The organism is Streptomyces sp. AC550_RSS872, from assembly GCF_019049285.1.
Lineage (GTDB): Bacteria > Actinomycetota > Actinomycetes > Streptomycetales > Streptomycetaceae > Streptomyces.
Map to the genome: position 1 here is coordinate 72,679 of NZ_JAGMUL010000145.1, position 21,349 is coordinate 94,027.

General features: G+C 71.4%; 13 protein-coding genes. 10 read left to right on the plus strand and 3 right to left on the minus strand.

Features of this window, described 5'->3' with window-relative positions; translation table 11 throughout:
• Position 1 precedes the first annotated feature (1 nt).
• Both KUM44_RS36975 and KUM44_RS36980 read right to left on the minus strand, forming a co-directional pair.
• Positions 2-736: an ABC transporter permease gene (locus KUM44_RS36975; RefSeq protein WP_217214143.1), complete on the minus strand. Its 735-nt coding sequence runs from the start codon at positions 734-736 to the stop codon at positions 2-4.
• Positions 733-1,638 carry an ABC transporter ATP-binding protein gene (locus KUM44_RS36980; RefSeq protein WP_217214144.1) on the minus strand — a complete coding sequence of 302 codons (906 nt, stop codon included), beginning with the start codon at positions 1,636-1,638 and terminating at the stop codon, positions 733-735. Before KUM44_RS36980 ends, KUM44_RS36975 begins: the two co-directional genes overlap by 4 nt.
• Before the next feature lie 220 nt (positions 1,639-1,858).
• Here KUM44_RS36980 and KUM44_RS36985 point away from each other — a divergent pair, with 220 nt between their 5' ends.
• The 8 genes from KUM44_RS36985 to KUM44_RS37020 all read left to right on the plus strand — a co-directional run bounded on the left by KUM44_RS36985 (position 1,859) and on the right by KUM44_RS37020 (position 16,108).
• A complete protein-coding gene (locus tag KUM44_RS36985) occupies positions 1,859-3,712 on the plus strand; it encodes an ABC transporter ATP-binding protein (RefSeq protein ID WP_217214145.1) in 1,854 nt (617 codons plus the stop codon).
• Entirely contained in the window at positions 3,709-5,568 is a 1,860-nt protein-coding gene (locus KUM44_RS36990; RefSeq protein ID WP_217214146.1) for an ABC transporter ATP-binding protein, read from the plus strand. Before KUM44_RS36985 ends, KUM44_RS36990 begins: the two co-directional genes overlap by 4 nt.
• Before the next feature lie 19 nt (positions 5,569-5,587).
• Positions 5,588-7,300, plus strand: a complete 1,713-nt coding sequence (locus KUM44_RS36995) for an ABC transporter ATP-binding protein (protein WP_217214147.1) — start codon at positions 5,588-5,590, stop codon at positions 7,298-7,300.
• Positions 7,297-9,141: an ABC transporter ATP-binding protein gene (locus KUM44_RS37000; RefSeq protein ID WP_217214148.1), complete on the plus strand. Its 1,845-nt coding sequence runs from the start codon at positions 7,297-7,299 to the stop codon at positions 9,139-9,141. The genes KUM44_RS36995 and KUM44_RS37000 overlap by 4 nt, the downstream gene beginning before the upstream one ends.
• 87 nt (positions 9,142-9,228) lie before the next feature.
• Entirely contained in the window at positions 9,229-11,259 is a 2,031-nt protein-coding gene (locus KUM44_RS37005) for an NAD(+) synthase (RefSeq protein WP_217214149.1), read from the plus strand.
• Between the two features lie 329 nt (positions 11,260-11,588).
• Positions 11,589-13,655 carry a M4 family metallopeptidase gene (locus tag KUM44_RS37010; protein ID WP_217214150.1) on the plus strand — a complete coding sequence of 689 codons (2,067 nt, stop codon included), beginning with the start codon at positions 11,589-11,591 and terminating at the stop codon, positions 13,653-13,655.
• Between the two features lie 211 nt (positions 13,656-13,866).
• A complete protein-coding gene (locus tag KUM44_RS37015; protein WP_217214151.1) occupies positions 13,867-15,528 on the plus strand; it encodes a M4 family metallopeptidase in 1,662 nt (553 codons plus the stop codon).
• A gap of 70 nt (positions 15,529-15,598) precedes the next feature.
• Positions 15,599-16,108: a DUF1990 family protein gene (locus KUM44_RS37020; RefSeq protein ID WP_217214152.1), complete on the plus strand. Its 510-nt coding sequence runs from the start codon at positions 15,599-15,601 to the stop codon at positions 16,106-16,108.
• Between the two features lie 14 nt (positions 16,109-16,122).
• Here KUM44_RS37020 and KUM44_RS37025 read toward each other — a convergent pair whose 3' ends face one another.
• A complete protein-coding gene (locus tag KUM44_RS37025) occupies positions 16,123-18,741 on the minus strand; it encodes a glycosyltransferase family 1 protein (protein WP_217214153.1) in 2,619 nt (872 codons plus the stop codon).
• Positions 18,742-19,093: 352 nt separating this feature from the next.
• Between KUM44_RS37025 and KUM44_RS37030 the strand changes: the two genes are divergently transcribed.
• A complete protein-coding gene (locus KUM44_RS37030; RefSeq protein ID WP_217214154.1) occupies positions 19,094-20,296 on the plus strand; it encodes a S8 family peptidase in 1,203 nt (400 codons plus the stop codon).
• A 247-nt stretch (positions 20,297-20,543) separates the two neighbouring features.
• On the plus strand, positions 20,544-21,349 hold an 806-nt coding region (locus tag KUM44_RS37035; RefSeq protein ID WP_217214155.1), incomplete at its 3' end, for a maltotransferase domain-containing protein.

Below are 21,349 nucleotides of genomic sequence, written 5' to 3' on the forward strand. Positions count from 1 at the left end.
CCTACTCCCAGCGGAACCAGCGCGTCGCCGCAGCCGACAGCACCACCGCCCAGCCGACCATGACGCCCAGGTGGGCCCAGCCGGGCCAGTCGCCCGCCGCCGCTTGGTTCAGCGCCTCGGAGGCCGCCCCGAAGGGGGTGAGGCCGACGATGTCGGCCAGCACGTCCGGCATGGCCTGCACCGGCAACCACACTCCCGCGCAGAACATCGCCGGGAAGAGCACGACGGACCCGACGGCTCCGGCGATCTTCGTCGTCGGAGACAGCGCGGAGACCACCGCGCCGAGCGCGAGGGCGACCAGCACGGCCAGGACGAGCGCGAGGACGTATCCGAAGGGCTGGTCCGGCAGCCGTACGTCGAAGCCGATCCGGCCGACCGCGAGGGCCAGCAGCGCGGACAGCAGGGCGGCGGCGCCGTGGACCAGCATCTGCGCGGACAGCAGTGTGGACGGCCGTACCGGGGTGGTGGACATCCGGCGCAGGATGCCGCGCTCGCGGTAGCCGGTGAGGGTCTGGGGCATGGCCTGGAGCCCGCCGACGATCAGGCCGAGCAGCACGGCCACGGGGACGTAGACGTCGATGGTCCGCAGCCCGCCGAGGCCGGCCTCGGCATCGCGGAAGGCCGGGATGGAGCCGAGGATCACCAGGAGCAGGTTCGGGAACAGCAGGATCCAGAAGACGGCGCCCGGTTCGCGGCCGAGGAGGCGGATCTCGGTCCTCAGGACGGCGGTGTTCATGCCGAGGTCTCCTTTGTCAGGTCGAGGAACGCGTCGTCGAGGGTGGCGTCGCTGACGCGGAGCTGGTGGGCGGTGACATGGCTGCGGGCGAGGAGGGTGATGACGGCGTTGACCGTCTCGTCGGTGCCGGACAGGGTGATACGGCCGTCCTTGTGCTCCACGGAGGCGAGCGCGGGCAGCCCGTTCAGATCACGGTCGTTCAGCGGAGCGGACGGGGTGAAGCTGATGACGGTGCCGCCCGCCGAGCGGCGGATCAGCCCGGCCGGGGTGTCCAGGGCGGCCACCCGCCCCTTGTCGATCACCGCGATGCGGTCGCACAGGCGCTGTGCCTCCTCCATGAAGTGCGTGACGAGCAGGACGGTGACACCGTTCGCCCGGACGTCCTCGACGAGCTCCCAGGTGTCGCGGCGGGCGCGCGGGTCGAGGCCGGTGGTCAGCTCGTCCAGGATCACGATCCTGGGGTTGCCGATCAGGGCGAGCGCGATGAACAGGCGCTGCTTCTGGCCGCCGGACAGCTTGCCGAACCGGGTGGTCAGCTTGGCGGTCAGGCCGAGGCGCTCGGCGAGGGGCCGCCAGTCGGCGGGCTTCTCGTAGAAGGCGGCGTACAGCTCCAGGGCCTCGCGGACGGTGAGCTTGTCCTGGAGCTCGCTCTCCTGGAGCTGGGCGCCAAGGACGCGGGCCGCGCGCGCGTGGTCGGCGACGGGGTCGAGGCCGGTGACACGGACACGGCCCGCGTCGGGGACACGCAGGCCCTCGACGCACTCGACGGTGGTGGTCTTTCCGGCGCCGTTCGGGCCGAGGATGCCGAAGATCTCGCCCTCGTCGACGGTGAAGGAGACGCCGTTCACGACGGTCCGGCCGCCGTACGACTTGCTCAGGTTGGTGACTTCTATGACGGACATGGCATCAGGGTCGCGGCGAGGCCGGGGCCGTCACATCGGCCGTCGCGCTCGAAGCCGCATCGACCGATCGGATGATGGCGCCCTACGACCGGATGGACGACGACCGCGCCCTCGCCGTTGTACGACCCCTCGAACACGCCGGTCGTAGGACCAGCGACCGAATCCGGACCGGCCAAAACTCGGTGGGCAGTGTCAGTGGCGATCCGTAGGCTCGCTACTGATGGTGACGACACGTGCAACCGCCGAGGACAGGCCTGACCGAGCCGACCGTTCCGACCGATCCGCCGTGCGGACGCTGCTGCGGCTGTGGCCGTATGTGCGGCCCGTGCGGGTGCGGTTGTTCACCGCCGCGGCCGTGGCGATCGTCGCCTCCTGCCTGGCGCTGGTCATTCCGCTCGTCCTGAAGTGGATGGTGGACGGGCCCGTCGCCGACCGGGATCCGGCGGGGGTGTGGCTCGGCGCGCTGTATCTGCTGCTGCTCGGGATCGGGGAGGCGTTGCTGTTCGGGCTGCGGCGGTGGCTGGTGGCGCGGCCGCTGGCGGGCGTCGAGGCGTCGATGCGGGCTGATCTGTACCGCCATCTCCAGCGGCTTCCGGTGGCGTTCCACGACCGGTGGGCGTCGGGGCAGCTGCTGTCGCGGGGCACGACCGATCTGATGCTGCTGCGCATGTTCCTCGCGTTCCCGTTGACGTTCCTGCTGGTCAACGGTGTGACGATTCTGGTCGGCGTGGTCATCATGCTGCTCCAGGACTGGACGCTGGGGCTGGTCATCCTCATCCCGGCCGTGCCCGTGATGGTCACCTGCGTGATCTTCGAGAAGCGGTACGCCTCCGTGGCGCGCCGTGCGCAGGACCAGGTCGGCGATCTGACGACGGTCGTCGAGGAGAGCGTGCTCGGCATCCGGATCATCAAGGGCTTCGGCCGGCACCGCACTCAGGCCCGGGCGTTCCGCGAGCTGTCCCGCACCCTGCGCGGCACGGAGCTCCACAAGGCCCGGCTGCTCGCCACGATCTGGGGCGTCATCGTGACGCTGCCGGAGCTGGCCATCGGGGCGGCGCTGGTGCTGGGCGCGGTGCAGGTGGCGGACGGGGAACTGTCGGCGGGCACGCTGGTGGCGTTCCTGTCGACGGCGCTCGCGCTGAGGTGGCCGGTGGACTCCATCGGCTTTCTGCTGGCGATGAGTCAGGAGGCGGCGACGGCCACGGAGCGCTATTTCGAGGTCATGGATCAAACGCCGGAGCCGGAAGCGCCCCAAAGGGGCGCGGGGCTGGGTCAATTTGCGGCTCCGCCGCGGGGCGCGACCAGCCACGAACAACCCGCACCCGACAACGATGGCATCCGCTTCCACAACGTCCGCTTCCGCTATCCCGACGCCCCCGAAGACTCCCCTCCCACCCTCGACAACATCGACCTCCACATCCGCCCCGGCGAATCCATGGCCCTCGTAGGCCCGACAGGCAGCGGCAAGACAACCCTGACCGCCCTCATCCCCCGCCTCCACGAGGTGACGTCCGGCCACATCACCCTCGACGGCCACGACATCTCCGCGATGGACAGGAAATCGCTGCGCGACCTCGTCGCCGTCGCCTTCGAGGAACCCACCCTCTTCTCGGCCAGCGTCGCGGACAACGTTCTCATGGGCGCCGGAGAGGGCGCGGGCGAGCCCGAGCTGGAGCGGGCCCTCGGCGTCGCGCAGGCCGCGTTCGCGCATGACCTGCCCCACGGCACCGAGACCCAGGTCGGCGAGCAGGGCCTCAGTCTCTCCGGCGGTCAGCGCCAGCGCCTCGCGCTCGCGCGGGCGGTCGTCGGCCGGCCCAGGTTCCTCGTCCTCGACGACCCCCTGTCCGCCCTGGACGTGCACACCGAGGCCGCCGTGGAGGCCGCGCTGCGGGAGGTGCTTGCGGAGACCACCGCCCTCATCGTCGCCCACAGACCCTCCACCGTGCTGCTCGCGGACCGCGTCGCCCTGCTCTCCGGCGGCCGGATCGCCGCCGTCGGCACCCATCACGAACTGCTGCGCACGAACGCCGAGTACGCCCATCTCATGGCCGGGACCGAGGAGGCCGACCGATGACGGCGACCACCGCCACCGCACCGGGCAAGGAACAGTCGGCCGAGGAACCCGGGCCCGCCGGGCCAAACGACCCGTTCGACCGCGACGTCCTGCCCACTCCCCCGGGTGCCACCGCAGCCCTCCTGCGCTCCCTGCTCGCCCCGATGAAGGCCCGCGTCGCCGTCACCACGCTTCTGCTGCTGCTCCAGCAGGCGGCCGTGCAGGCAGGCCCGCTGCTGGTGGCGTACGCCATCGACTCGGCCGTACCGGCGTTCCGGCGCGACGACCTCGGCCCGCTGATCGCGGTCGGCGTCGCCTATCTGCTGTGCGCGCTGGCCTCCGGCGTCCTCCAGTACGCGTTCATCCTGCTCTCGGCCCGCGTCAACCAGGACGTGCTGCTCGACCTGCGCGGCCGAATCTTCCGCCACGCCCAGGCCCTGAGCCTCGACTTCCACGAGCGCTACACCTCGGGCCGGCTCATCTCCCGTTCCACCACGGACGTGGAGTCCCTGCGCGAGCTGCTCGACGAGGGCCTCCAGGAACTCGTCACCGTCATCCTGTCCTTCGTCTACATCTCGGCGATGCTGCTCTGGCTCGACCTCGGCCTCGGCACGGTCGCCGTGGCCTCCTTCGTGCCGCTGTACCTCCTCGTACGGCTCTACCGGCGGCGCGCCGCGCGCGTGTACACCCTGCGGTCCACCGCCATCGCGGCCGTGATCGTGAAGTTCGTCGAGACGATGAACGGCATCCGCCCGGTGCGCGCCTTCCGCCGCGAGGCCGCCAACGACGCCGACTTCCGGGTCCTGAACACCCGGCACGAGCGCACGAACGGCGACGCGCTGCTGGAGATGGCCCGTTACGTCGTCGGCTCCCGCCTGGTCGCCAACACCGCAGTAGCGGGGATCGTGCTGTGGGGCGCCTACCGGGTCGCGGGCGGCACGCTGGCCCTCGGTGTGCTGGCGGCGGCCGTGCTGTATCTGCGGCGGCTGTACGACCCGATCGACCGGCTCGGCATGTTCCTCAACTCCTACCAGTCGGCGGCGGCCTCCCTGGAGAAGATCGCCGGGCTGCTGGCCCAGACCCCGTCCGTGCCCGAGCCGTCCGCGCCCCGGCAGCTCCCGGCACTCGCCTCGGAACACCCCGGCCGCGAGGTCGTCTTCGACGGCGTCCGGTTCGGCTACCGCACCGGCGGCGAGGTGCTGCCCCGCTTCGACCTGACGATGCCGGCCGGGCAGACGGTCGCGGTCGTCGGCTCCACCGGCGCGGGCAAGTCGACCCTGGCCAAGCTGCTCGCCCGGTTCTACGACCCCTCCGACGGCCGGGTCCTCCTCGACGGCGTCGACCTGCGCGAGCTGGCCGTGCCCGAGCTGCGGCGGGGCGTGGTGATGGTGACGCAGGAGGCGTTCCTGTTCTCCGGCACGGTCGCCGAGAACATCGCCATCGGCCGGCCCGACGCCACCCGCGAGGAGATCGAGCAGGCCGCGAAGGCCATCGGCGCGCACGACTTCATCAGCTCCCTGCCCGACGGCTACGACACCGACGTACGCAAGCGGGGCGGCCGTATCTCCGCCGGTCAGCGCCAACTCGTCGCCTTCGCCCGGGCGTTGCTCGCCGACCCGGCCGTACTGATCCTCGACGAGGCCACCAGCTCGCTCGACATCCCCGGTGAGCGGGCCGTGCAGCGCGCGATGTCGACGGTCCTGCACGGGCGTACGGCGGTCGTGATCGCCCACCGGCTGTCCACGGTGGAGATCGCGGACCGCGTACTGGTCATGGAGCACGGGAAGATCGTCGAGGACGGCACGCCCGCCGAACTCGTCGCGGGGACGGGCAGGTTCGCGGATCTGCACCGGGCGTGGCGGGACAGTCTGGCGTGATGTTCCGGGGGGACCACAGGTGATCGACGCGTACGAGGATCCGGGCGAGCCCGACTGTCGCGGCGGAGGGCGGTATCTGTGGTGGCTGGTCATGCGCCAGGCGACGCGGTCCGTCGTCGGGGCGCTGATCTCCAGTGTGTGGATGGTGCTGCTGGCCGCGACGCCGTACCTGATGTCCCGTGCCGTCGACGACGGGCTGGCGGCCGGTGACCACGGCGCCCTGGCGGGGTGGACGGGCGCGCTGTTCGCGGTGGGCGCGTTCAACGCCTGGCTGAGCATCATGCGGCACCGCACGATGACCCGGGTGCGGATGGACGCCAACTTCCGCACGGTCAAGGTGCTGATCGGGCACGCGGTGCGCCTGGGGGCCGCGCTGCCGCGCCGGATCGGGGCCGGGGAGGTCGTCACGATCGGCGTGGGCGACGTCCAGACGATCAGCGGCTCCCTGACCGTCGTCGGCCCCGGGTTCGGGGCGGTCGTCGCCTATCTGGTGATCGCCGGGCTGCTGGTGTCGGTGTCGGTGCCGATCGCCGTCGTGGTGCTGCTCGGGATGCCGCTGGTCGGCGTGCTCGTCGGACCGCTGCTGGGGCGGCTCCAGGGAACGGAGACGGAGTACCGGGAGCGGCAGGGCGTGCTGACCGCACGGATCGCCGACCTCGCGGGCGGGCTGCGCGTCCTCAACGGCCTCGGCGGCAAGGGACTGGTCGCGGACGCCTTCCACCGTGACTCGCAGCGGCTGCGGGCGCAGGGGTACCGGGTCGGCGCGGTGACCAGCTGGGTGCAGGCGCTCGGCGTGGGACTGCCGACGCTGTTCCTGGCCGTGGTGACCTGGCTCGCGGCGCGGCTGGCCGCCCGGGGGGACATCACCGTGGGCGAGTTGGTGTCGGTGTACGGCTATGTCGCGGTGCTGGTGGGGCCGGTGGCCTTCCTCATCGAGTGCGGCTACCAGGTCAGCCGTGGCGTGGTGGCGGCGCGACGGGTCGTACGGTTCCTGCGGCTGGAGCCGATGCCGGACACCGGTACCCGGGACGCGCCGGCCGAACCGGCGGTGCTGTACGACCCCGAGTCCGGGGTACGGGTGCTGCCGGGCCGCCTGACCGTGCTGGCCGGGGCGCTGCCCGCCGACGCCGCGGCCGTCGTCGACCGCCTGGGCCGCTACGTCCCGTCCTCGGCGACCTGGGGCGAAGTGCCCCTGTCCGAGATCGCCCTGCCGCAGCTCAGGCAGCGCATCCTGGTCGCCGACCACGAGGCCGACCTGTTCGCGGACACACTGCGCCAACTGGTCGCCGGCCCCACGGACCGTGACGAGGCGACGATCGCGCAGGCCGTGCGCACCGCGGTCGCCGAGGACATCGTCCGGGGCCTGTCCGACGGCCTCGACACTCCGATCGACGCCCAGGCCCGCAACCTCTCCGGCGGCCAACGCCAACGCGTCCGCCTGGTCCGCGCCCTCCTTGCCGACCCGGAGATCCTCCTCGCGATCGAACCCACCTCGGCGCTGGACGCCCACACAGAGGCCCGCGTGGCCGACCGCCTGCACACCGAACGCACCGGCCGCACAACGCTCGTCACCACCACGTCCCCGCTGGTCCTGGACCGCGCGGACACGGTTCACTTCCTGGTCAACGGCAAGGTGGCGGCGACGGGCACCCACCGGGAGTTGCTGGACGCCGAGCCGGGCTACCGAGCCCTGGTGGCCAGGGACGAAGACGCCGAGGAGATCTTGAGGTGACGGAGCAGCGACGCCCCAAAGGGGCGCGGGGAACTGCGCGATCAACCACATCGCTCCCGCACCCGGCAAAACACCTCAAGTCCCCACCCAGTAGCCGAACAGCCCTCCCAGTCGCCGAGCCCCGAGAGGTCCGCCGAGCCACCACCCACCTCATCCGAGCCGACGCCAAAGCCTTCACAGCCGTACTCGCCCTCAACGCCCTCGCAGCCCTCACCGGCCTCGCCGGCCCCTACCTGGTGGGGCGCATCATCGACGAAGTCAAACGCGGCGCGGACGTGACGTCCGTCGACAAGCTCGCCCTGGCCATCCTGACAGCGGCAACAGCCCAGCTGTTGCTGGCCCGCTGGGCCCGCTACGTAGGCCACCGCTTCGGCGAACGCACCCTCGCCCGCGTCCGCGAGCAGTTCGTGAGCCGCACCCTCTCGCTGCCCGCGTCGGTAGTGGAGCGGGCCGGCACCGGGGACCTGACCGCACGCGGCACCGCCGACGTGGCGGCCGTCGGCACCACCCTGCGCGACGCCGGGCCGGAGCTGCTCATCAACTCCGTACAGGTCCTGTTCCTGCTGGGCGCGGTCTTCGTGCTGGACCCCCTGCTCGGCGCCTGCGGTCTGCTCGGCCTGGCCGGTCTGTGGCCGGTGCTGCGCTGGTATCTGCGCCGTGCCCGCACCGGCTACCTCGCCGAGGGCGCGGCCACCTCGGACGTCGCGGAGATCCTCGCGGCGACCGCGTCCGGCGCCCGCACCGTGGAGGCGCTGCGGCTGGAGCGGCGGCGGGTGGCGGCGAGCCGGGAGGCGCTGGAGACGTCCCGCCGGACCCGGCTGCACACTCTCTTCCTGCGCTCGGTGTTCTTCCCGTCGGTCGAGATCGCCTATCTCGTCCCCGTGGCGACGGTTCTGCTCGTCGGCGGGGCCCTGCACGCGCGGGGCACCATCAGCCTGGGCACGGTGGTCGCGGCGGCGCTGTATCTCCAGCAGATGGTGGGTCCGCTGGACGAGATCCTGATGCGCGTCGAGCAACTCCAGAGCAGCGGTGCCTCCTTCGCCCGCGTGGAGGGCCTGGCGAGCGCTCCGAGAGCCACGGACGCCGGCTCTCCCGTCCCGGCGAACGACCTGATCGAAGTGACCGGCGTGCGCTACGCCTACGACCGCGGCGGCGAGGTCCTCGGCGGCGTCGACCTGACTGTCCGCCCGGGCGAACGCCTCGCCGTGGTCGGCCCGTCCGGCGCCGGCAAGACCACCCTGAGCAGACTGCTGGCGGGCGTGGACGCGCCCACCGCCGGCTCCGTCACGGTCGGCGGCGTCCCGGTCGTCGCGCTCGGCCCGGAGCAGCTGCGCCGCCAGGTCGTCCTGGTGACGCAGGAGCACCACGTCTTCCTCGGCACGGTGCGCGACAACCTGCGGATCGCCGAGCCGTCCGCCACGGACGAGCAGGTGTGGGCCGCGCTCACGGCGGTCGGCGCCGACGGCTGGGTACGGCGGCTGCCCGACGGCCTCGACACGGCGCTGGGCGACGGGGGCCACGGCACGGACGGCTCGCAGGCCCAGCAGCTCGCCCTGGCCCGCGTGGTGCTGGCCGACCCGCACACCCTGATCCTCGACGAGGCGACGGCGCTGCTCGACCCGACGACCGCCCGGCACACCGAGCGCGCCCTGGCGGCCGTCCTGGAGGGCCGTACGGTCATCGCCATCGCGCACCGGCTGCACACCGCGCACGACGCCGACCGGGTGGCAGTGATGGAGAACGGTCTGCTCACCGAGCTCGGCAGCCATGACGAGCTGGTCGCGGCGGGCGGGGCGTACGCGGCGCTGTGGCGGTCCTGGCACGGGGAGCGGCCCGCCTGAGCAGGGGATCTATGCTCGAAGGCGTAGGAGATCGCTGACACGCCGAAGAACGCCACAGCAGAAGCCACAGCAGAAAGCCGCAGTCCATTGAACTTCTGGTCGATCTACCAGCACGGCTTCGCGCGGGTCGCCGCGTGCACGGGCCACACCGTCATCGCCGACCCGCGGGCCAACGCGGAGGCGGTGCTGCGGCAGGCGCGCGCGTGCGCACAGGAGGGCGTGGCCGTCGCCGTCTTCCCCGAGCTGGGACTGACCGGCTACTCGATCGAGGACCTGCTGCTCCAGGACGCGGTGCTCGACGAGGTCGAGGAGGCGCTCGGCGCGGTCGTCGCCGGGTCGGCGGAGCTGCTGCCCGTGCTGGTCGTCGGTGCCCCGCTGCGCCATCGCCACCGGATCTACAACTGCGCCGTGATCGTGCACCGCGGCCGGATCCTCGGCGTGGCGCCGAAGTCGTACCCGCCGAACTACCGCGAGTTCTACGAGCAGCGGCAGATCGCCTCGGGTGACGACGAGCGCGGCGGGACGATCCGGGTCGGCGGCGCGCAGGTGCCGTTCGGCGTGGACCTGCTCTTCGAGGCGGAGGACGTCCCGGGGCTGGTCCTGCACGCGGAGGTCTGCGAGGACATGTGGGTGCCGGTGCCGCCGAGCGCGGAGGCCGCGCTGGCCGGCGCGACCGTGCTCGCCAACCTCTCCGGCAGCCCGATCACGGTCGGCCGGGCCGAGGACCGGCGGCTGCTGTGCCGGGCGGCGTCCGCGCGCTGTCTGGCCGCGTACGTCTACTCGGCGGCCGGTCTGGGCGAGTCGACCACGGACCTGTCGTGGGACGGCCAGACCATGATCTACGAGAACGGCGTCCTGCTGGCCGAGTCGGACCGCTTCCCGCTCGACGACCAGTACGCGGTCGCCGACGTCGATCTGGACCTGCTGCGGCAGGAGCGGCACCGGATGGGCACGTTCGACGACAACCGGCGTACCCACGCGGCCCGCACCGGTGACTTCCGGCGCGTCACGTTCCGCCTCGACCCGCCGACGACCGACCTCGGCCTCGAACGCCGGGTCGAGCGCTTCCCGTTCGTGCCCGCCGACGCCGACCGGCTCGCCCTGGACTGCTACGAGGCGTACAACATCCAGGTCGCGGGCCTCCAGCAGCGGCTGGGCGCGATCGGCGGCCCGAAGGTCGTCATCGGTGTGTCGGGCGGCCTGGACTCCACGCACGCGCTGATCGTCGCCGCCCGGGCGATGGACCGCGCGGGCCGGCCGCGCAGCGACATCCTCGCGTTCACCCTGCCGGGCTTCGCCACCAGCGACCACACCAAGGACAACGCCCACAAGCTGATGAACTCGCTCGGCGTCACCGCGGCCGAGCTGGACATCACGCCGACGGCACGGCTGATGCTCAAGGAGATGGGCCACCCGTTCGCGTCCGGTGAGCCGGTCTACGACGTCACCTTCGAGAACGTGCAGGCCGGTCTGCGCACCGACTACCTGTTCCGGCTCGCCAACCAGCGCGGCGGCATCGTCCTCGGCACCGGCGACCTGTCGGAGCTGGCGCTGGGCTGGTCCACGTACGGCGTGGGCGACCAGATGAGCCACTACAACGTCAACTCCGGTGTGCCGAAGACGCTGATCCAGCATCTGATCCGCTGGGTCATCGGCAGCGGGCAGTTCGACGAGGAGACCGGCAAGACGCTGGCCGCGATCCTCGACACCGAGATCAGCCCGGAGCTGGTCCCGGGCGAGGAGATGCAGTCGACGGAGTCCAAGATCGGCCCGTACGCGCTGCACGACTTCACGCTCTTCCAGGTGCTGCGGTACGGCTTCCGGCCGTCGAAGATCGCCTTCCTGGCCTGGCACGCCTGGCACGACCCGGAGGCCGGTGCCTGGCCGCCCGGCTTCCCGGAGGCCAAGCGGGTGGCCTACGACCTGGCGGAGATCCGGCGCTGGCTGGAGGTCTTCTGCCGTCGGTTCTTCGCGTTCGCACAGTTCAAGCGGTCCGCCATGCCGAACGGGCCGAAGGTCTCGGCGGGGGGTTCGCTCTCCCCGCGCGGCGACTGGCGGGCGCCATCGGACGGCAACGCGGCCGCCTGGCTGCGGGATCTCGCCCGTATCGACGACTGAGCCGTCCGGTCCGTCCCGTGGGCCTGGCCCGTCTCGTCTGTCCGGTCCGTTTATCGAACGTGAACTCCCGGACAACGAACGATTTCCGGCCAACTTCCTGACGCGGTCCTGACAGAAACCGCAGTCACCTGCCACTGTTCCCACGGCCGCGACACAGCAACCCCACAGCACCGTCACACGGCGGTGCCCGCGGCTGTACTCCCGCACGCGCACGTCCGTTCCCGCACGCGCACGTCGTTCTGCGTACCACCACGTATCGCCCGGACGGCCCACCCGCCGTCCGGTCTCCCCTGGCCGCGTGATCCGCGGCCGCGCAGAAGGAGTCAGTGTTGAGAGACAGTTCCTCCCACAGACGCACCCCCCACGCAGCACAGCGCCCCACGGCGCCCCGCAGGGCCGCAGCCGTGGCCCTCGTCGGCGTCTCCGCCCTGATCGCCGCGGCCGTCCAGTCGGGCGCCGCCACCGCAGCCCCGGAGAAGGCACCGTCGGCCGCGGGAAGGGTCATACCGGGCGCAGAGTCCGTCAAGCTGTCCCCCGCCCAGCGCGCCGAGCTGATACGCGAGGCCAACGCCGCGAAGGCGGACACCGCCGAGGACCTGGGCCTCGGCGCCAAGGAGAAGCTGGTCGTCCGTGACGTCGTCAAGGACGGCAACGGCACGGTCCACACCCGCTACGAGCGGACGTACGACGGTCTGCCCGTCCTCGGCGGCGACCTGGTCGTCGAGACCACGAAGGCCGGTGCGACCAAGGACGTCGTGAAGGCGACCCGAGCCGCCGTCGAGCCGGCCACCACGACCGCCGCCGTCCCCGCCGCCAAGGCGGAGAAGCAGGCACTGGCCGCGGCGAAGGCGGAGGACGCCAAGAGCCCGGACGTCAACCGGGCCCCGCGCAAGGTGATCTGGGCCGCGAGCGGCACACCGGCCGTCGCGTACGAGACGGTCGTCGGCGGCTTCCAGCACGACGGCACCCCGCAGGAACTGCACGTCATCACCGACGCCACCACCGGCGAGAAGCTGTACGAGTGGGAGGCCATCGAGACCGGCACCGGCAACACGGTGTACAGCGGCACGGTCGACCTCACGACCACGCAGTCCGGTTCGACGTACAACCTCACCGACGGCGCGCGCGGCAACCACAAGACGTACAACCTGGGCCGCGGCACCTCCGGCACCGGCACCCTCTTCTCCGGAGCCGACGACATCTGGGGCAACGGCAGCCCGTCCAACCTGGAGTCCGCGGGCGCCGACGCGCACTACGGTGCCGCGCTGACCTGGGACTACTACAAGAACGTGCACGGGCGTTCGGGTATCCGCGGCGACGGCGTCGGCGCGTACTCCCGGGTCCACTACGGCAACAACTACGTCAACGCGTTCTGGTCCGACAGCTGCTTCTGCATGACGTACGGCGACGGCTCGGGCAACGCCAACCCGCTGACCTCGATCGACGTGGCCGCGCACGAGATGACCCACGGGCTCACCTCCAACACCGCGGGCCTGAACTACTCCGGCGAGTCCGGCGGTCTGAACGAGGCCACCTCCGACATCTTCGGCTCGACCGTCGAGTTCTTCGCGAACAACTCCTCCGACGTGGGTGACTACCTCATCGGCGAGGAGATCAACATCAACGGCGACGGCACCCCGCTGCGCTACATGGACCGGCCGAGCCAGGACGGCTCGTCCAAGGACGCCTGGTACTCGGGTATCGGCTCGATCGACGTGCACTACTCGTCGGGCCCCGCCAACCACTTCTTCTATCTGCTGAGCGAGGGCAGCGGCACCAAGACCATCAACGGTGTCACCTACAACTCGCCCACCTCGGACGGCCTTCCGGTCACCGGCATCGGCCGCGGCAAGGCGGAGAAGATCTGGTTCCGGGCACTGACCACCAAGTTCACGTCCACGACCAACTACGCGGCGGCCCGCACCGGCACCCTCGCGGCGACCGGTGAGCTGTACGGCACCACCAGCGCCGAGTACAAGGCGGTGCAGGACGCCTGGGCGGGCGTCAACGTGGGCGCGCGCTCCGACGGGGGCGGCGGCGGTGGCGGTACGTCCTTCGAGAGCGGCACCGACGTGGCGATCCCGGACCGGGGCGCGGCGGTCACCTCGCCGATCACCGTCTCCGGCCGGACAGGCAACGCGCCGTCCAACCTCCAGGTCGCGGTGGACATCGTCCACACCTACATCGGTGACCTCAAGGTGGACCTGGTCGCTCCCGACGGCACGGCGTACACGCTGAAGGCGTACGGAACCGGCGGCAGCGCGGACAACCTGAACACCACCTACACGGTGAACGCGTCCTCCGAAGTCGCCAACGGCGTCTGGCAGTTGCGGGTCCAGGACAACGCGGCCGTCGACACCGGCCACATCAACGGCTGGAAGCTCACCTTCCCGTAGGCCCGTTCGGGGTCTGCCCCTGACAGGGCGCCGTCTCGGTGGGTTCAACTCCCACCGGGACGGCGTCCGTTCATATTTCTGAAACATTTACCGGACAGTCAACTTTCGGCCAACATCACCGCACCCTCCTGACATGTACGCGACCCAGGTGTCACTCTCCTTGCACCCGCCGCACAAGCACCACAGCACTTCCCCCACAAAAGGAGCTCGTGTGACCTCCCTCTACGCGCGTCACAAGCGGACCACTCTGGCCATCGCCACCGCCGTGGCGGCCGGAGCCCTGCTCACCACCGGTCTGAGCACCGGCACTTCGGCCGCGGCCCCCGCGGACGCCGGCGCCAAGGCCGCCCCGTCGGCCGTCCCGGTCGCGCTGGCCCCCGCGGCCCGCACCGCCCTCATCAAGGACCAGCAGGCCGAGGCGGCCGAGACCGCCGACGCGATAGGCCTCGGCGCCCAGGAGAAGCTGGTCGTCAAGGACGTCGTCAAGGACGCCGACGGCACCGTCCACACCCGCTACGAGCGCACCTACGCGGGCCTGCCCGTCCTCGGCGGCGACCTGGTCGTCCACGAGTCGGCGTCGGGCGCGAGTAAGGGCGTCACCAAGGCGACGAAGGCCGCCATCAAGGTCGCCTCGCTGAAGCCGGCCATCACCGCGGCCAAGGCGGAGGGCCAGGCGGTCTCGCTCGCCAAGTCGGCCGGCTCGACGAAGACCGAGGCGGACAAGGCGCCCCGCAAGGTGATCTGGGCCGCGAGCGGCACGCCGACCCTCGCCTACGAGACGGTCGTCGGCGGCCTCCAGGAGGACGGCACCCCGAACGAGCTGCACGTCATCACCGACGCCGCCACCGGCAAGAAGCTCTACGAGTACCAGGGCATCGAGACCGGCACCGGCAAGAGCGGCTACTCGGGCACGGTCACCCTGGGCACGGCCCTGTCGGGTTCGACGTACCAGCTCAACGACGCCTCGCGCGGCGGCCACAAGACGTACAACCTGGCCCGTCGCACCTCCGGCACCGGCACCCTGTTCACCGACGCCGACGACACGTGGGGCACCGGCACGTTCGGCAGCTCCTCCAGCGACCAGACGGCCGCGGTCGACGCCGCCTACGGCGCCCAGACGACCTGGGACTACTACAAGAGCACCTTCGGCCGCAGCGGCATCAAGAACGACGGCAAGGCCGCGTACTCGCGCGTCCACTACGGCAACGCCTACGTCAACGCGTTCTGGGACGACAGCTGCTTCTGCATGACGTACGGCGACGGCGAAGGCAACACCAAGCCGCTCACCTCGCTGGACGTGGCAGGCCACGAGATGACGCACGGCGTCACATCGAACACGGCGGGCCTGGTCTACTCGGGCGAGTCCGGCGGCCTGAACGAGGCCACCTCCGACATCTTCGGCACGGCGGTCGAGTTCTACGCCAAGAACTCCGCCGACGTCGGTGACTACCTCATCGGCGAGAAGATCGACATCAACGGCGACGGCACCCCGCTGCGCTACATGGACAAGCCCAGCAAGGACGGCTCGTCGGCCGACAACTGGTCGTCGTCGCTCGGCGGCATGGACGTCCACCACTCGTCCGGCCCCGCGAACCACTTCTTCTACCTCCTCTCGGAGGGCAGCGGCGCCAAGACGATCAACGGGGTGAGCTACAACTCCCCGACGTCCAACGGCTCCACGGTCACCGGCATCGGCCGCGACAAGGCCGCCGCCATCTGGTACAAGGCGCTGACCGAGTACATGACGTCGACGACCAACTACAAGGCCGCCCGCACGGCGACCCTGAACGCCGCGTCCGCCCTGTACGGCGGCACCGGCAGCACGGAGTACAAGGCGGTGGCGGCGGCCTGGTCCGGCGTCAACGTCAGCTGACATAGGTCCGATCGAAGGGGCGGCACCCGGGACGAAGGCATCCCCGGGTGCCGCCTTACGCTTGGGACCCATGTCCTTCACGTACGACGCCGTCGGCGCGACCCGGGAGAACGGCTTCTGCCCGCCCGGCTTCCACCCCCTGCACGTGCGCACCCGCATCGGCGAGGGCGACGGGGTCTTCCGCAGAGCCTCCGAGGCGGTGATGACCTGGGAGATGCACCGCGCGATGGGCGTCGGCATCGACGCGACGGCCGACCGCGCGGCCCCCGACGTCGACGTCACCGTCTCCCTCGCGGGCCTGATCAAGGCCCCGTGCCGGGTGGTCTGGACGGCGGAGGAGCACCGCCGCACCGGCTGGGCCTACGGCACGCTTTCCGGCCATCCCGAGTGCGGCGAGGAGGCGTTCCTGGTGGAGCGCACGGGCGACGGCACGGTCTGGCTGACCGTGCGGGCCTTCAGCCGCGGCGCCAAGTGGTACGCCCGAGCGGGCGGCCCGGCGACCCGCGGCTTCCAGCACGCGTACGCACGACGCTGCGGCACGGTGCTGCGCAGGCTGTGCGAGGACGCCGCCGAGGACTGACCCCGCCGACCCGGCTACCGCAGCAGTACCCCCGCCCCCTCCCCCAGGTCCTGCGAAGGCACCGCCACCAGCCCCAGCTCCGCACCCGACGCCAGCAGCCGGTGGGCCGGAAGGATGCGGACCGTGTAGCCGTACGGTCCCGTGCGGTCCAGGGACAGGGGGCCCTCGTAGAGCCGGCGTCCCTCGGCGTCCGGGCCGCCGACCGGCTTCAGCGGGACCGTCGACGCGTCCGCGATGCGGTCCTGGGAGTCGACGCGGCCCGAGACCGCCTGGACCTCCACGTCGTCCGGTCCGAGGTCGCCCAGTCCCACGCGGACCCGGAGACTGAGGGTCGAGCCCAGTTCCGCGGTGGGGGTCGCCGTCGTCGTCTCGACGTGGTCGACCGTGACGCCGTGCCAGGCCGAGCGCACCCGCGTCTTCCAGCTCGCCAGCTCACGCGCCGCGTCCGGCGTCATCGTCCGGTGGGCCTGCGCGGCCGGCGTGTAGAGGCGCTCCACGTACTCGCGGACCATCCTGCCCGCCAGGACCTTCGGGCCGAGCAGGGTGAGGGTCTGGCGGACCATCTCGATCCAGCGGTCCGGCAGTCCGTCCTGGCCGCGTTCGTAGAAGCGGGGGGTGACGCGCTGTTCCAGCAGGTCGTAGAGCGCCGCCGCCTCTATGTCGTCGCGGTGGTCGGGGTCGGTGCCGGTGCCGTCCGCCGTGGGGATCGCCCAGCCGAAGTCCGGCTGGAACCACTCGTCCCACCAGCCGTCCAGCACCGACAGGTTCAGACAGCCGTTCAGGGCCGCCTTCATGCCGGAGGTGCCGCAGGCCTCCAGGGGGCGCAGGGGATTGTTCAGCCAGATGTCGCAGCCGGGGTACAGCTTCTGCGCCATCGCCATGCCGTAGTCCGGCAGGAACACGATCCGGTGCCGCACGCGCGGGTCGTCCGCGAACCTCACCAGCTCCTGCACCAGGCGCTTGCCGCCGTCGTCCGCCGGGTGCGCCTTGCCCGCCACCACGATCTGGATCGGCCGATCCGGGTGCAGGAGCAGGTCCATCAGGCGGTCGCGGTCGCGGAGCATCAGCGTCAGCCGCTTGTACGACGGGACGCGGCGCGCGAACCCGATCGTCAGGACGTCGGGGTCCAGGACCCCGTCGATCCACCCCAACTCGGCCGTCCCGGCGCCGCGTTGCCGCCAGGAGGTGCGCAGACGCTGCCGTACCTCCACCACCAGTTGCTCGCGCAGGTTCCGGCGCAGCTCCCAGATGTCCTGGTCGGGGATCTCCGCGACGGCGTCCCAGCGGTCCGAGCCGCCGACGGTCATCGCGTCCTCGGTGCGCTGGACACCGATCTGCCGGGCGCCGAGGCGGAAGACCTCGGGCGCGACCCAGGTCGGGGCGTGGACGCCGTTGGTGACCGAGGTGATGGGGACCTCGTCGGGGTCGAATCCCGGCCAGAGTCCGGAGAACATCTCGCGGCTGACGTTGCCGTGGAGGAGGGAGACCCCGTTCGCCCGCTGGCCGAGGCGCAGGCCCATCACGGCCATGTTGAAGAGGTTCGGTTCGCCGCCGGGGTAGGTCTCCATGCCGAGCTGGAGGATGCGGCCCACCTCGATGACCGGGAGTTCGGCGGCGGGCCCGAAGTGATGGGCGACCAGCTCGCGGTCGAAGCGGTCGATGCCGGCCGGGACGGGCGTGTGGGTGGTGAAGACGGTGCCGGCGCGGACGGCCTCCAGCGCCGAGTCGAAGTCCAGCCCCTCGGCGCACAGCTCGGCGATCCGCTCCAGGCCGAGGAAGCCGGCGTGGCCCTCGTTGGTGTGGAAGACCTCGGGTTCGGGGTGGCCGGTCAGCCGGCAGTACGTCCGGACCGCCCGCACACCCCCTATGCCCAGCAGCATCTCCTGGAGCAGCCGGTGCTCGCTGCCGCCGCCGTAGAGCCGGTCGGTCACCCCGCGTTCACCGAGGTCGTTCTCCTCGACGTCCGAGTCGAGCATCAGCAGCGGGACGCGGCCGACCTGGGCCAGCCAGACACGGGCGTGCAGGGACCTGCCGCCGGGCAGGGCGAGGGAGACCTGGGCGGGAGTGCCGTCGGGTTCCTCGAGCAGGGCGAGCGGCAGCTCGTTGGGGTCCAGGACCGGGTAGTGCTCCTGCTGCCAGCCGTCGCGGGACAGGGTCTGGCGGAAGTAGCCGTGCCGGTACAGCAGCCCGACCCCGACGAGCGGTACGCCCAGGTCGCTGGCCGCCTTGAGGTGGTCGCCGGCGAGGATGCCGAGGCCCCCGGAGTACTGGGGCAGGGCGGCCGTGATGCCGAACTCGGGCGAGAAGTAGGCGACCGCGGCGGGGAGTTCGGCGGACCGGTCCTGGTACCAGCGGTCGCCGGTGACGTAGTCGTCGAGGTCGCCGGCCACGGCGGTGAGCCGGCGCAGGAAGCCGCGGTCCTCCGCCAGCTCCGCGAGCCGCCCGGGCGACACGCTGCCCAGCAGCCGGACGGGGTCGTTGCCCGAGGCGGCCCAGCCCTCGGGGTCGACGGACTGGAAGAGATCGCGGGTCTCCGTATGCCAGGACCAGCGCAGGTTGCGTGCGAGATCGCTCAGAGGCCGGAGGGGTGCGGGGAGGACTGGACGGACGGTGAATCGACGGATCGCCTTCACGGTTCCACCTCGGCGCTTCGCTGGATGACGCACGACAGTGTGCGTCGCCGTAGCCCATGACGTTACCGGCCTTTGTGTCACCCTCGCTGGCGGCTGCGCCCCAGACCCCCGCTTCGGCCTGAACAGCCTCGTCCTCAACCGCTGGAGGGGCCAATTCCGTCCACGTTCGTCCGAAAGTGACCGCAACCTTTACACATCCCCCATGGCCGATATGGCCGATTCCGCCCCCGTAGGCGTGCTTGTGGCGACTTCTCACCTCACGAGAGGGTGACTGGTGGCGTACCGGTCCAGGCGGGGTGCACCCCGTGCTCCAGGGCTGCCGTGCGCCGACTTGAGGAGGGGAACTCACACCATGGCACGGACGCGCATACGGCGTCTGCGCTGGGCAGGGGGTCTGACCGCGGTGACCTGTGTCGCCGCGCTGTCGGCCACCACCATGCCCGCGCACGCCGCACCCGAGGGGCAGATACTCGGCGCCGGGGAACCCGGCTCCGTCAGCGGCAGTTACCTGGTGACGCTCAAGGGGGGAACGAAGGCTCCGTCGGCGGCCGGAAAGAGCCTCGCCGACAAGTACGGCGCGAAAATCAGCCACACCTACGGCACGGTCCTCAACGGCTACGCCGTCCGGGCCGACGAGAGACAGGCCAAGCGGCTGGCGGCGGACTCCCGGGTCGCCTCGGTCGTCCAGGACACCCGGGTGACCCTGGACCACAACCAGAAGAACCCGCCGTCCTGGGGCCTGGACCGCATCGACCAGCCGAACCTGCCGCTGGACAAGAGCTACACCTGGCCGGAGTCCGCGGGCGCCGGAGTGACGGTGTACGTGATCGACACCGGCATCCGCATCTCGCACAAGGACTTCGGCGGCCGGGCCAGCTACGGCTGGGACTTCGTCGGGGGCGACAGGACCGCGAGCGACGGCAACGGTCACGGCACCCATGTCGCCGGCACCGTCGCGGGCAAGCAGTACGGCGTCGCCAAGAACGCGAAGGTCGTCGCCGTACGCGTCCTCGACAACGCCGGTGGCGGCACCACCGCCCAGGTCATCGCCGGCATCGACTGGGTGACCAGGCACGCGAAGAAGCCGGCGGTCGCCAACGTCAGCCTCGGCGGCTACCGCAACGCGCAGCTGGACGCCGCCGTACGCAACTCCATCGCGTCCGGCGTCACCTACACGGTCGCGGCGGGCAACGACGGGCTGCCGGCCGGCCTGTACTCCCCCGCGGCGGTGAAGGAGGCCATCACCGTGGGCGCCACCGACAAGAAGGACGCACGGGCGGGCTTCTCCAACTTCGGCTCGGTTCTGGACGTCTTCGCCCCCGGCGTCGCGATCACCTCCGCGTCGTACGCGAGCAACACCGGCAGGGCTACCTTCTCCGGTACGTCGATGGCGTCGCCGCACGCGGCGGGCGTGGCCGCGCTCTATCTGGCCGGCCATCCCAAGGCCGGGCCCGCACAGGTGTCCAAGGCGTTGGTGGCGCAGGCGGCGTCCGGCAAGGTCTCCGGCCGGGGGCTCGGCTCACCGAACAAACTCCTGCAAGTACCGGGCTCGTAGCGCCTGTTGTCGGCCAAGTGCAGGCACCGGCCCCGTTCCTGAGGAACGGGGCCGGTCTTGTGTGTAGACATACGCGTGAGTAGTTAACAAAGTGCCGGATTGCGTACCCGAATAGGGTGGGAAGGCTCCTCCGGTACACCCCACCCGTACGCCCCCGGGCGCACGACGGAAACACCACGCACCACCCCGCAGGACCCACCTCCCCACAGCCATCCGCCCACCCAAGTTGACGCGGACAGGAGCGGTCATGCCCGCCATGCACCACCAGTCGTCCTCACCCCCGACATCGCGCACCGCGGCACCACCGGTCAGCACAACCCCCCGCGCCGTCACCGCCGACCCCGGACCGCCGACCCCGGAGCGACCCTCCGCGAGCGACACGGCCGGCGGTGTCGGACGCATACCCGTCCTCGACGTCCGCCCGGTCGTCCAGCACGGACGCAGGCCCGCGAAGGCGGTGACCGGCGAGAACTTCGAGATCTCGGCGACCGTGTTCCGCGAGGGACACGACGCCGTGGCCGCCAACGTCGTCCTGACCGACCCCGACGGCCGGCCCGGCCCCTGGACACCGATGCGGGAACTGGCCCCCGGCACCGACCGCTGGGGCGCCACCGTCACCGCCGGAGAGCCCGGCCTTTGGGCCTACCGGGTCGAGGCCTGGGGCGACCCGGTCACCACCTGGCGGCACCACGCCCAGATCAAGATCCCGGCCGGGATGGACACGGAACTGGTACTGGAGGAGGGCGCGCGGCTGTACGAGCGGGCGGCCGCCGACGTGCCCGAGAGCGAGGGGCGGTCCGTGGTCCTCGCGGCCGTCGAGGCTCTGCGGGACGAGAACCGCCCGGCCGCCTGGCGGTTGGCCGCCGCGCTGACGCCCGAGGTCGACGCGGTGCTGGGCCGGTATCCGCTGCGGGACCTGGTGACGGCTTCGGACCCGCTGCCGCTGCTGGTGGAGCGCGAGCGGGCGCTGTACGGCTCCTGGTACGAGTTCTTCCCCCGCTCCGAGGGCACCCCGCAGCAGCCCCACGGCACCTTCCGCACCGCCGAACGCCG